This is a genomic window from Methanospirillum hungatei, assembly GCF_019263745.1.
In the GTDB taxonomy this organism is placed as follows: domain Archaea; phylum Halobacteriota; class Methanomicrobia; order Methanomicrobiales; family Methanospirillaceae; genus Methanospirillum; species Methanospirillum purgamenti.
The window spans coordinates 302,927-315,872 of the sequence record NZ_CP077107.1; the positions used below are offsets into that span (position 1 = coordinate 302,927).

General features: G+C 42.7%; 9 protein-coding genes. 6 read left to right on the forward strand and 3 right to left on the reverse strand.

Annotated elements, in window-relative coordinates:
* Positions 1-6: 6 nt before the first annotated feature.
* The 3 genes from KSK55_RS01475 (at position 7) to KSK55_RS01485 (ending at position 5,749) form a co-directional block, all read left to right on the forward strand.
* Positions 7-2,043, forward strand: a complete 2,037-nt coding sequence (locus tag KSK55_RS01475; RefSeq protein ID WP_218607889.1) for a site-specific DNA-methyltransferase — start codon at positions 7-9, stop codon at positions 2,041-2,043.
* Between the two features lie 214 nt (positions 2,044-2,257).
* Entirely contained in the window at positions 2,258-3,073 is an 816-nt protein-coding gene (locus KSK55_RS01480; protein ID WP_218607890.1) for a KilA-N domain-containing protein, read from the forward strand.
* Complete coding sequence (locus KSK55_RS01485; RefSeq protein ID WP_218607891.1) at positions 3,074-5,749, forward strand: DEAD/DEAH box helicase family protein; 2,676 nt, start codon at positions 3,074-3,076, stop codon at positions 5,747-5,749. It abuts the gene before it with no gap.
* Between the two features lie 605 nt (positions 5,750-6,354).
* Here KSK55_RS01485 and KSK55_RS01490 read toward each other — a convergent pair.
* From KSK55_RS01490 to KSK55_RS01500, 3 genes are read right to left on the reverse strand one after another with little or no spacing between them, the layout of a single operon-like run.
* The gene (locus KSK55_RS01490) at positions 6,355-6,966 is read right to left on the reverse strand and encodes a PIN domain-containing protein (RefSeq protein WP_218607892.1); all 612 of its coding nucleotides are present in this window, start codon (positions 6,964-6,966) and stop codon (positions 6,355-6,357) included.
* Positions 6,963-7,310, reverse strand: coding sequence for an STAS-like domain-containing protein (locus tag KSK55_RS01495; RefSeq protein WP_218607893.1), 348 nt, complete (start codon positions 7,308-7,310; stop codon positions 6,963-6,965). The genes KSK55_RS01490 and KSK55_RS01495 overlap by 4 nt, the downstream gene beginning before the upstream one ends.
* 10 nt (positions 7,311-7,320) lie before the next feature.
* Positions 7,321-8,238 carry an ATP-binding protein gene (locus KSK55_RS01500; protein ID WP_218607894.1) on the reverse strand — a complete coding sequence of 306 codons (918 nt, stop codon included), beginning with the start codon at positions 8,236-8,238 and terminating at the stop codon, positions 7,321-7,323.
* An 873-nt stretch (positions 8,239-9,111) separates the two neighbouring features.
* Between KSK55_RS01500 and KSK55_RS01505 the strand changes: the two genes are divergently transcribed.
* The 3 genes from KSK55_RS01505 to KSK55_RS01515 are packed head-to-tail and all read left to right on the forward strand — an operon-like array spanning position 9,112 to position 12,895.
* On the forward strand, positions 9,112-9,444 hold the full coding sequence (locus tag KSK55_RS01505) for a hypothetical protein (RefSeq protein ID WP_218607895.1): 333 nt from the start codon (positions 9,112-9,114) through the stop codon (positions 9,442-9,444).
* Positions 9,441-9,707, forward strand: coding sequence for a hypothetical protein (locus tag KSK55_RS01510; RefSeq protein ID WP_218607896.1), 267 nt, complete (start codon positions 9,441-9,443; stop codon positions 9,705-9,707). Before KSK55_RS01505 ends, KSK55_RS01510 begins: the two co-directional genes overlap by 4 nt.
* A complete protein-coding gene (locus KSK55_RS01515) occupies positions 9,704-12,895 on the forward strand; it encodes an LIM domain-containing protein (RefSeq protein ID WP_218607897.1) in 3,192 nt (1,063 codons plus the stop codon). Before KSK55_RS01510 ends, KSK55_RS01515 begins: the two co-directional genes overlap by 4 nt.
* Positions 12,896-12,946: the final 51 nt, after the last annotated feature.

Genomic DNA, 12,946 nt, shown 5'->3' on the forward strand with positions numbered 1-12,946 from the left:
ACCCCTATGAAACTCACCGACAACGAAATTCGAGACATCAACCGCTACCTCGAATCTGGTAAACCCCTCCCCGATTCCTACCGGTTCATCCTTTTTGATGAGAAACGAGAAGTAGAACTCGTCTGGAATGGAAAAACCAACGAAGTCTCAACCGCAGTCCTTCCCTTCCAAATCATCGAACAAATTGACGAACCCAGAAAAGAAAAAGACACCAAAATTCAACAAACCCTCTTTGACCTGGACGACCGGGGCAGACAGATCAAAGGATGGACTAACAAACTGATCTGGGGAGACAACAAACTCATCCTATCCAGCCTGAAGAATGGACCTCTTCGGGAAGAGATAGAGAAACAGGGTGGAATCAAACTCATCTATATCGATCCACCCTTCGATGTCGGGGCCGACTTCTCAATGAGTATCGAGATAGGGGATGAGAGTTTCATAAAACAACCGGGAATCCTTGAAGAAATTGCCTACCGGGATACATGGGGTCGGGGAGCGGATAGTTTCATTTCAATGATCTATGAGCGGTTAGTGCTAATGAGGGACTTGCTTGCAGAAGATGGAAGTATCTATGTTCATTGCGATTGGAGAGTAAATAGTCTTATCAGATTGGTTTTAGACGAGGTATTCGGGAAAAATAATTTTAAAAATCAGATTGTATGGCAACGATTCAATTTTCATGCAGATTCTAAACGATATGGTATTGTTGTTGATGAAATTTTATTTTATTCTTTTTCTGATAAATTCATTTGGAACCCATTATCTGCACCAATTAAAGAATCTTACATTTCAAGTCATTTTAGAAACCAAGATCCCGATGGGCGAAAATATAAAATGGCTGACATTTTAGCAAAAGGGCAGGGCCCAGCTAGGAAATTCGGAGATAGAATCCTAGAACCTCCTGCAGGTACTCACTGGAGATTTAGTCAAGAGAAAATTGATGAATTAATAGCTGTAGGGAAAATAACATTTAGCAAAACAGGCCGCCCAGCTGTGAAGTTGTATTTAGATGAAAAAGAGGGAAGTGCGATACATTGTCTATGGACTGACATTCCCCCAGTTAATCCTATGGCTGCCGAAAGAATTGATTACCCTACCCAAAAACCAGAAGCCCTCCTTGAACGAATCATCAAAGCCTCATCAAACGAAGGCGATCTCGTTGCAGACTTCTTCTGTGGTTCTGGTACTACTCTTGCAGTCGCCGAAAAACTCGGTCGAAAATGGATCGGGTCAGACCTCGGAAAGTTCGCCATTCATACTACCCGGAAACGAATGATCGGAGTCCAGCGGGAGATCAAAAACTCCGGAAAAGACTTCCGGGCATTCGAAATCCTCAACCTAGGAAAATATGAACGCCAGCATTATATCGGAATTAACGAAAACCTCCGGGACGAAGAAAAACGAAAACAACTCGAACAGAAAGAGAAAGACTTCGTCGATCTCATCCTCCACGCCTACAAAGCAGAACCAGTCGCCAACTTCTCTACCTTCCACGGAAAGAAACAAAACCGACTTGTCACTGTCGGTCCGGTCAACCTCCCCGTTACCCGGCTCTTTGTCGAAGAAATCATCTCTGAATGTAGACAGAAAAGGATCACCAAAGTCGATATCCTCGGATTCGAGTTTGAAATGGGACTCTTCCCCAGTGTCCAGGAGGAGGCCAAAGGAAAAGGAATAGACCTTGCTCTGAAATACATCCCCCGTGAAGTCTTTGATAAACGGGCAATAGAAAAGAACCAGGTCGTATTCCACGATGTCTCGTACATCGAAGTCACTCCCCATATCAAAGGCAACTCAATCTCTGTGGAGCTCTCGGACTTTTCGGTTCACTATAATCAGGATACCATAGCGAATGTGGAAGAAAACCTCAAACCCGGTGGAAATAAAATTGTTGTCGATAACGGCCAGATAGTCAAGATCTCCAAGGATAAGAAAGGCATCACCACCCGGGAGCCGCTCACACAGGCCTGGACTGACTGGATAGATTACTGGTCGGTTGATTTTGACTTTGAAAGCAAGAAAGAGATCATCACCGTCTAGAACACCGATGGGGAGATAGAAGAGATCTGGTCCGGAGACTACATCTTTGAGAATGAATGGCAATCATTCAGGACAAGAAAAGATCGGAGCCTTGAACTAAAGAGCATCTATAAAGAAGTCCTCCCAGGCAGACGGAAAATAGCCGTGAAAGTGGTCGATATTTTCGGGAATGACACCATGAAAATTATCGACGTATATATCGGAGACAAGTAACATGGCAAAAATCACCGTCCTTGATAAAGAGATCACTCTCTATATCCAGAATGAAGAGGATTACATCTGCATCACTGATATTGCCAAGTACAAGGATCCAGAACGAAGCGATGACATCATCCGTAATTGGATTCGAAACCGGAATACAATAGAATTTCTTGGAATATGGGAACAACTGAACAACCCAAATTTTAATCCCGTCGAATTCGACGGGTTTAGAAAACAGGCAGGACTCAACAGTTTCACATTAACATCGAAACAATGGATTGAAAGAACGGGAGCAATAGGACTCATTTCCAAAGCGGGAAGATATGGGGGAACCTATGCTCACAAAGATATCGCCTTTGAATTTGCCTCCTGGATATCAGTAGAATTCAAACTCTATCTCATCAAAGAGTTCCAACGGCTCAAAGAAGAGGAACAAAAACAACTTGGATGGGATATCCGGAGAAACCTTGCCAAGATTAATTACCGGATTCATACCGATGCAATCAAGGAAAATCTTATCCCGATTGAACTCTCGAAAAAGCAGATAAACCAAGTATATGCTTCAGAAGAAGACCTCCTCAACATGGCACTCTTCGGGATAACCGCAAAGGACTGGCGGGAGGCGAACCCGGATAAGAAGGGAAACATACGGGATTATGCTGACATCTCTCAACTCGTCTGTCTCTCAAACCTAGAAAACCTCAATGCTCATTTTATTAGCGATAACCTCCCCCAGAGCGAACGACTCTTAAAACTCAACAAAATTGCCATACATCAGATGAAACTCCTCACCGAAGAATCTGGCGTGAAACAAATCGGAGGTAAATAAATGGCACTTCATCCGGACTTTCCCAGTGATCCCTACGCAATATTAAACCCGGACATCCGGTGGTTCCCAGCTGATGAACTCCTGAGAACACAAGGATATGAAAAACTCCTCCCCCCGCTGGTTGCCACATTACGAAAAAAGGTTAATGCCTGGCGGGAAAGCGGATATGAAGGAGCAAGTGCAACCAGCCGGGCACTAATCAGGTGGTGGTTTGAAGAACCGCATCCGATCCCAAAATCAGATGGAACCCTTTTTAATTTTAGATACTATTTTGCACAACGGGAAGCCGTCGAAACCATCATCTACCTATACGAAATTGCCCAGATAAAAGACAAATACGATCTACTCCGGTATGATAGTTCACAAGCCATTTCTGCCGGAATGTTCCCTGAAACATGGAACAGGTATGTCATTAAAATGGCAACCGGGAGCGGGAAGACAAAAGTATTGAGTCTCCTCCTAGCCTGGAGTTATTACCATAAAATCTACGAAGAAGACTCTACGCTCTCACGGAACTTTCTTGTCATTGCTCCGAACATCATTGTCCTTGATAGAATACGGGCAGATTTTGATGGACTTAAAATATTCTTCTCTGATCCTATCATTCCGGATAACGGGTATGAAGGCCAGAACTGGCGTGATGATTTCCAGCTTACCCTGCATATCCAGGACAATGTCCATATCACCAGAAAAACCGGGAACATCTTCCTGACTAACATTCACCGGGTCTATGACAGTAATAACCGGGAACCATCATTCGAAGATGAAGATATGATGGATTACTTCCTTGGAAAAAAGCCAGTCGGAGCAACAACCGACTCAAAATTAGACCTGGGAGATATTGTTCGTGACATCGATGAACTCATGATACTCAACGATGAGGCCCATCACGTCCACGATGAAAAACTCGCCTGGTTTAAATCAATTCAGGATATCCATAACCGGTTGTTACAAAAAGATGGGAAACTCTCCATGCAGATAGATGTGACCGCTACCCCTCGGCACAATAATGGAGCCATTTTTGTACAAACGATATCAGACTACCCCCTCGTTGAGGCGATTCATCAGAATATCGTGAAGCATCCAGTCCTTCCGGATTCAGCAAGTAGGGCAAAACTCATCGAGAAGAAGAGTTCCAAATACTCAGAAAAATACGAGGATTATATACATCTCGGATATCTGGAATGGGAGAAAGTCTTTGACGTCCATGAAAAACTAGGAAAAAAAGCCGTCCTTTTCGTAATGACTGATGATACAAAAAACTGTGATGAAGTATCAGAATATTTGCAGTCAAAATACCCCAAATTAAAAGATGGAGTTCTTGTTATCCACACAAAAAATAACGGAGAAATCTCTGAATCCAGCACTGGAAAGTCATTAGAAGAGTTGGAACGGTTACGAAAAGCCGCCAATGAAGTTGACTTGACAGAAAATAATTACAAGGCGATTGTTTCGGTTCTGATGCTAAAAGAAGGATGGGATGTAAAAAATGTCACCACTATCGTAGGGCTCCGGGCATACAGTTCAAAGAGCAATATCCTTCCAGAACAGACTCTTGGGAGGGGCCTTCGGAGAATGTACCGGGGGGATGATGATATCATTGAAACGGTGAGTGTTATCGGAACCGACGCATTCATGGATTTTGTTGAAACTATCCGAAATGAAGGTGTTGAAATTGACCGGAGAAAGATGGGTCAAGGTACAGAACCAAAAGCCCCCCTGGTTATCGAAGTTGATAATGAGAACAATAAGAAGGATATCGAAGCATTGGACATTGAAATACCAGTCCTATCACCGAGAATATATCGTGAGTATAAAAACCTCTCACTCCTTAATGTATCCACTTTCACCAACAGAAAATATCCTGTCATTCAATTTTCAGAAGAGGAACAACGGGAAATAATCTTTCGTGATATTGCAACAGAAGTCGTAGACCATATTACAAAACTCGACACCAGTATCGCCCCAAATTATCAGAGTGTCATAGGATTTTTTACCCAGGTAATTATGAAAGACCTCCGATTGGTGAGTGGTTATGATATCTTGTATGGAAAAGTAAAAGAATTTGTAATTAATGGACTATTTGAAGAGAAAATCGACATCAATTCCCTCAACATTTTAAGAAATCTTTCAGAAGTTGATGTTTCAAAAACACTGGTCGAGACATTTAAGAAGGCCATTAATGAATTGACCGTCCTTAATAAAGGAGAAGCGGAGATTAGGGATAGTATCAAAATCAGCAAGTGTCGGCCTTTTGTTGCAAAAGAACAGGGATATTTAATTCCGAAGAAAAGTATTTTCAATAAAATCATAGGGGATAGTGAATTGGAACTTGAGTTTGCAAACTTTCTCGAAAGTTGCGATGATATCATTTCCTATGTTAAGAACTATTTCGCTGTCAATTTTAAGATCGATTACCAAAATCACAAAGGAGAGATCTCTAATTATTATCCGGATTTCATTGTGAAAAGGAATGAATCAGAGATCTATATCATTGAAACTAAAGGCCTAGAAGATCTGGATGTCCCATTGAAAACCGAACGTCTTGATCAATGGTGTAAAGATGTCAATTCAAAAAATACAGATGTCACGTATCATTGGTTATTCGTGAAAGACGATGAGTTCCGGCAAAAGATCCCCAGAAGTTTCCAAGAATTGATAAAACGATTTTCATAAATTTTATTCCCTATTATTGAGGAACATGGCATTCTAAATATTTTAATTAGTACCCGGGCATCAGTTGACCTACCGGGCGACTACAGCGAGCCGGAGAGTTAACTCATATCCGAACAATTCTCAATACTTATAGAGGACTGGGATTGAGGATATTCAGATTATAATTCACATTACGCGCCCTTGGCTAAAAAAGCCTAAATTATTTCTTCAATAGGAATTTTAAAGATACAGTGAGGTCACACAAAAAGGACGAACTCAAAAATTCATTGAGATTTACCCAAGGGAGCGGAACGTGAGCAATATGTGATATAGAGAACATATAACCGAACTTCCTAAATATCCTCTACGGTATTAGGCTAGGAGCATACCTACGTAGCCGATTTGTTCTCAATGAATATGGCCGTTATCTAAAAAAGATTGGAAGTTGGCAACGATGGAAATCTCCCCCGGACTAATGTACCATCAGTCAGTCCGGCCGGGGTAAATGAATTACTCAGGACAGAGTGATTCAGACCGAACTTTCTAATGATACCTCTAACCGAAGAGTTCGGAGTAAACAGGATTTCAGGGTGACAAATTTAGTTTGTGAGTGATATTTTTATTATTTAACCATTAACACTATCCAAAACTCCACTATTCGCCGTAAACAAAGTAACATCCCCGACTGAAGAGAAATCAGCATCATCACTAATGATCTGGAGAGGAATCCCTTCAGCATGTAGCGACTCTACCATACAAGCATCATATGCATCCAGTTTATGACTCCCCATTCGTTCAATGACTTTATGGGTAAAATCTGAAGTTAAATGAACCGGAATCGAAACCGACATAGCCTCAACCTGACTCCAGGCTAGTTCAATCTCTTCAATAACACCCGGACGTCGATGAGCATACTCATGACGATAGGCTTTCGGAGAGATATCAATTCCCGTTTCCCTCTTAAAGATATCATACTCAGTTCGTTCAATCAGGTTGCTCAGTTCAGAAAACGATAATTCAGAACGATAGAGTGTCCCCTTCACATTCAGAACCTTCTTAATAAAATCGGGATAGTTTTTGATCTGTTTTCCCCTGTACCTGGGAAGCCCCTGACCGGCAATCTGGGATGCTACCCAGAACCAGACATTCGTATCGACAAAAAAAGAGTCCTCCGGGTGAGGATCATACCGGTTGATGTCAACAATCTGTGACACAACAATATATTTTCGAGAACTCACGCACTCTCCGCAATCCCTAGAAGAGTGTCATCAATTGCCTTTTGCAGACTTGGATTCGAATAATACTCCTTAGCATTCGAAATAACTTTCTTTGCCACCTGGTTCCCATACGGTGAAAGATTGACAAATTTCAAATGGCCCTGTAACTGCTCAATTGGAATATCTTTGAGCAACTGTCCTATTGCGGTATTAAAGAAAGGTGATGCACAGATATGAATATCTGTGAAGTCAAGCGTAACGTCTTCTCCCTTTTCAAGGACCGGATGGACTAGATCAAATATTTTTTGCCCATCATCCACCGAAATACAGTGTTCACCGGTAAGGGTAATAACTTTAATATTCATAATTCTCACCTCATGCCCAGATATCATCAATTGTTTCATCTGAAAAATGATAGTATTTCTCATCACACCGGAGCATCAGGTTGATAACTGTACCTTCAAACTCCGGTAATCCTGATTCATAGATCTCTTTGTCATTTCCTATAAAGACATAGCCATCATTACTGTAAAACTCAAGAGTTCCTTTGTTTAACCGGATGAACTCTTTCAGGAGATCAAGACCGACTCCGGCATTTCTCTTCCCTTTCTTCGTAGAACTCCCTTTCGTAAATGCCCATTGTAATGCCTTATCGGAAGTGATACTATCAATATCACGTCCCTTTTGGATAGCGTATCTTCGAACATTGACCGGAATACCAACACCAAAATCAACCAGGGTAAGATTGAGTTCATTCAGAATTGGATACTTTTGGCCACAGGTAAATATCCCATGCTGGGTTTCACTATGCTCAAAAGCATTCGTGAATATTTCCCATACTGCCCCAACAATCTCGTCCAGTAAGCGGGGACTAATGGAGAGCCAGGATCGCAAAAGCCACTCTTCGTGTAAATAATAGATAATTGCATCCTGATCAGTTTTTTCAAAATTTTGAATGGAAACAGCATTTCCTTGCCATTTCGGTTCATCATATCCACAGAACGATAAAAATCCATTTTGGGCCAGGTTTGTATGAACATTTCTCTTCATTGATGGAATGTTAAGCTCAACCCGACCACCATTTCTTTTAATATGAGTAACCAATCCTCCCAAAACCGCTACAGCATTATGACGGATAAATAAACAACGATCAAATGTGAAAAGTATGTGACCTGAAAAATCCCGATATTTTTTTGAGAGAGAGAATAGGTAATCAAAGTCCGGATGATGATCGTTTAATGTGGGTATCGAGATTTTTTCCGGGGGACTGAAAGAAAATAATGATACTGTCATGCGATAAAACGAATTTTTACTGGTCCTTATTAAGTTACCAATGAATGAATATCACAATTTCCAACACTTTTTCAGATGTGGCTCTTGAACCCGTTTTAATCAAGGCTACATCTTATAACAGTTCATATGACTCACTCACTGCGAATCTCAAGTGTCATGACCTAAAAGATGACTTGTTCAACGTCAATTACTCCTCTAACACTTTTCCTTCCCTCCCCGGTTCATCACAATCACCCTCATCTCCCCTCACTCTCCATCAACCCTCTTCGTATGCGTCCCCACATTCTCCCCCTCACAATCCTCCCGAACATATAATCCACCCTTGCGGCACGTATGGCGCAGGAAAATCCGAAATCTCGTAATATAACTCACAGCGCAAAAAATTCTCATATAACTTTCCAGGTATTTAAGGAGAAATCCACAAGTTCGAATCATCCTAATGAGGTGATCCATGCATACCGTTTCCTCCCCATATAAATCCATATATCACGCATAAAACCTTAAATCAGCCCTATGAATCCGGAAATTGCGCATCTTTAACGTCTGACAAGTCCGGATCTCCTTACTCAGTTTAAAGGATTTCGGTCATCAGACTACATAGGAAAGGTGGGAATTATTACTGATATTTTCAGACATTTGAAGGCTCGGCATGAGTACGCCGGGCAGGTGAAACCATAACAGTCTTAGGAACCATCTATGAGTTATACGAAAGATTAACCGAAAAAGAAAGAAACCCCCGCAGAATCTACCTGTCTGGAAAACTGTGGATCGCAGCGGGGTTAAACAGGTTATTAGATCCTGTTCTTTCATCTACTTTCTCATACCAAAACACCAAAACCCAGATTATTCACTTCTTCTCCGGAAGGTGGTTTTGTGGCTGAACTCTCACGGGCCTGCCGGGTTTCAATCCATGCAGCCTGTGCCATGCTTACTTCTTTTGGGTATACTCCAGAACGAATATCAGGGAAAACCCGATGGTTTGACATCATCGCATGGAAACAGGAAAAAATCCTTGGCATCGTCGTCAGGACAACACGAAGCGAAGGAATAAACCACTTTCCGTCACTTGTTCAAAAACTCTCTGAAATAGTCAGAAGACGGCTGTTTCCCGGAGAGATTCAGGTATGGATTGCCCAGTCTCATGAATGGCACCGGTATTCAGTCCTGCCTGGAGGAGCCATTTCCATAACCGGGAGATTTGCATGAGTATCCACGCTATGGATGAGATCATCTATGTTGTGACCGAGATAATCGGTGAGAAAACAGGTCTTGTTTCTCAGAGACATATCGAAGATCACATCCTTTCAGATCCTTCCCTCTTTCCAATTCTTTCCAGACGGTCACAAAAATCACGAAGGAATATGATCTCCCGGATCATGAATGACCGGTATGAACTCTGGAATAATTGCAGCCGGTTCAAAAAAAGAAACTTTGTCTGGAATCTCCATAGCAAAAAGGAGTCATCATGAGTCGGGAGGAGATAGCCCAAACCCTCTCTCTTCTCTTTCCGCCTGGATCGGTTGTAGAACTTCGGGCTCTTCGAAAAGCCGGAGGGATGGCATCCGGATATTATACCGATTATTCAAAACTTGCACATGATGCAGAAATCCTCGATTCTACAAAAGATTTAGTCGGGATGTACATCATCCTGAACAAGATAAACCCGGTCCTCTTCTCCCGGAGAGCAAACCGAATCGAGATGAGGCTTTCAAAGGATGAAAAAGCCACAAGTGACGAGGATATCATGCATCGATGGTGGTTTCCTATCGATATCGATCCCGTCCGGCCGTCTGGAATTTCTTCATCTGATGAGGAACATAATGAGGCCCTACGGAAAGCAGAAAAGATCAGGGGCTTTCTCAGCGAAATGGGATGGCCTGATCCGATCTCTGCAGACTCAGGCAATGGAGCTCATCTTCTCTACCACATAGACCTCCCAAATGATCCTGATTCAGCCAATCTCATCAAGCAGGCTCTCACCGTCCTTTCTGCATTCTTTTCTGATGAAAAATCCGGAGTAGATATCTCAGTCTCAAAAGCAGCCCAACTCTGGAAACTCTACGGAACGATGGCAAAGAAGGGGGATTCAGTTTTGGACCGCCCTCATAGGCGATCCCGGATTCTCTCATCACCAGAGAATGTGGATATCGTGGGGCGGGAATTACTCGTTCAGCTCGCATCTCTCCTCCCATCTCCACCTGAACCTGTCAGGACTCCCTCTCGAAAACAAAGTGACATCCTGGACCTTGGGATCTGGCTATCCATTCATGGTCTCTTCTACCGGGAAAAACCATACGGAAACGGCAGACTCTTTCTCTTTGACCAGTGTCCGTTCTCATCCGCCCATGCTGACGGAGCATACGCTATTCAATTTGATAATGGAGCCATATTTGCTGGATGTCATCATAATTCCTGTGGCGGTGGAGAGCAGCGATGGTCTGAACTTCGGGAACGGTTTGACGGACCACAGCCAAAACAAGACTATGAAAGCCGGCTCAAACAACAGGCACGAGAGAGAGCAAAAGCAAAAGCAGAATACTATGGAAACATTCCAGAACGATGCCCTTCAGAGAGAAAATCCACATCCATACCGGCACCTGATCCAGAATCTCATAACTCAAACACCACATTCAATACCTCTCCATGTGACATACCAGAAAAAGCAACAGAGATAATTCAAAACGGCGATCCAGTTGCGTACCTCAAAAAATCAATCGCAGTAGATCATGAAGGCGATGATGTGGTTGCATCCTGTCTTATCATGTCCTTTGCATCAAGATCTGTCCTCAACTCAAACGGTCTGCATGTTCTTGTTACCGGAGAATCAGGAAAAGGAAAAAGCCACATCTTTGACACGATGATTCAGCATGTTCCACCTGAAGAACGCCTTGACGGACGACTCTCTGATAAAGCCCTCTATTATACCGAAGGACTGAAACCCGGGACAGCTATCTGTCTTGATGATGTGACCCTCTCCGAAGCAATGCAGGAGACACTCAAGGGAGTCACCACCTCATTTAAGAAACCGTTTGTGTACCGGACAGTGAATAAAGATCGGAAAGGACAAGTCTGTATAATTCCTGAACGGTGTGTCTGGTGGGTTGCAAAAGTAAATGGTACCGGTGATGATCAAGTATGGAATAGGATGCTCACCTGCTGGATAGATGATTCATCAGAACAGGATGAGAAAGTCCTTGCACGGGAACTCGCCGCTGCTGAAGAATTTCCGGAAATTTTTACCGAAACACGCGAAGAAGTCCTGGTCTGTCATGAGATCTGGAAACAAGTAAAACCAGTGCATGTCGTCATTCCATTCGCAAAACGAATACGATTTACCTCTTCGACAAATCGGAGAAATCCTGGGATGCTCCTCGACCTGATAAAGTCACATACAGCTCTTCATCAGTATCAACGTCAGAAGGTCCAACGGAGCAATGTTGATGTTGTAATTGCAACTGAAGAGGATTTCTACTTTGCAAATCAGATCTACCAGGCATTAAACAGTGTGTCCGGGGGTCAGAGTACAAAACTGACTAAGAGCGAGTCCTTACTGATTGAGAGCATTCGGAAAGCAGGAAGAGGTGAGTATACCATGAAGGAACTCCAGGACCTGACCAATAAGTCATATGAATCTATCCGGAAACTCATCAGAGGGAGTGGTGAAAAAAGTTCACATAACGGTTTACTTGAAAAATGTCCGGCCATTACCTACCTGTACCGGACAGATATGACCGATACCGGAAACAGGTCCCAACTCGTGTATATCTGGAACGAAGTACTCTATCAGATCTGGTCAGCCGGTGGGGGATGCTGGTTATCCAGGGATGGAAATGGAAACGACAATAGAAACGACAATGAAGATAATGATGAAGATGGAGATCTTACTGAAAATATCTCGCAGAATACCGATACGGTTGATGCTCAACCTGACACTGAATCAGGTAAACCAGATCTGATTACCGGAGAGACCGGAGAACGTCAGCGGGCCACTGGAGAAAAATTTTCTCCACCAAAAGAAGAGCAGAATGAAGAGTATTCTCAGAATAATAAGAATAATAATAGATTTTATTATGACCGGAGAAAAAATCCGGGTGCAGAGAAACCTCATAACCCACTGTATGGACCTCTCTCTTCCCCTGGAAGTTTTCTCCAGTCAGATGAAAAGGTGGATACTAAAACCATTCTGGACTCCGTTCGTGAATTGGAAGAAAAAAGTCCTGGTGAAAAAATTTCTCCGGTCTTCTCCGATCAGCCGGTTTTTTCTCCAGTCACTCCAGTCACAGCAGTCACCCATCTGTTTATCGACCCTGATGACTATGGTCGTATCAATGGAGTGTGGAGTGGACCCTGTGCAGTATGTGGCGGAAAGTGGGTTCATTATACCGAGAAATTCTCCCCACACATGAAAGCTGAAGGACGGTTTTCACATAAAATCTGTCAGAAATGTTATGATCGGGCGAGGTTGAGAAAAAGTGGAACCTACACGGCCCTTCCCGGTCTCTTAAACATCAATCATATGATAATGGCAAACAAAGACCTTGGCCGGTGTGATGTGTGTAATACTGGTGCTGCAATATGGATTGATCCTGATACAAAACAAAAGATATGCCAGGTTTGTTACACACGTGAACAAGATAAATCAAGAATAATATCATGAGTTTTTTAATCGATCCGATGGAGAAGAATTTTTCTTGACAATAGATGCACA

Coding starts and splice junctions, on each gene's coding strand:
- KSK55_RS01515 (WP_218607897.1), top strand. CDS start 9,704: ATGAGTCGGGAGGAGATAGCCCAAACCCTCTCTCTTCTCTTTCCGCCT.
- KSK55_RS01485 (WP_218607891.1), top strand. CDS start 3,074: ATGGCACTTCATCCGGACTTTCCCAGTGATCCCTACGCAATATTAAAC.
- KSK55_RS01495 (WP_218607893.1), bottom strand. CDS start 7,310: ATGAATATTAAAGTTATTACCCTTACCGGTGAACACTGTATTTCGGTG.
- KSK55_RS01500 (WP_218607894.1), bottom strand. CDS start 8,238: ATGACAGTATCATTATTTTCTTTCAGTCCCCCGGAAAAAATCTCGATA.
- KSK55_RS01475 (WP_218607889.1), top strand. CDS start 7: ATGAAACTCACCGACAACGAAATTCGAGACATCAACCGCTACCTCGAA.
- KSK55_RS01510 (WP_218607896.1), top strand. CDS start 9,441: ATGAGTATCCACGCTATGGATGAGATCATCTATGTTGTGACCGAGATA.
- KSK55_RS01480 (WP_218607890.1), top strand. CDS start 2,258: ATGGCAAAAATCACCGTCCTTGATAAAGAGATCACTCTCTATATCCAG.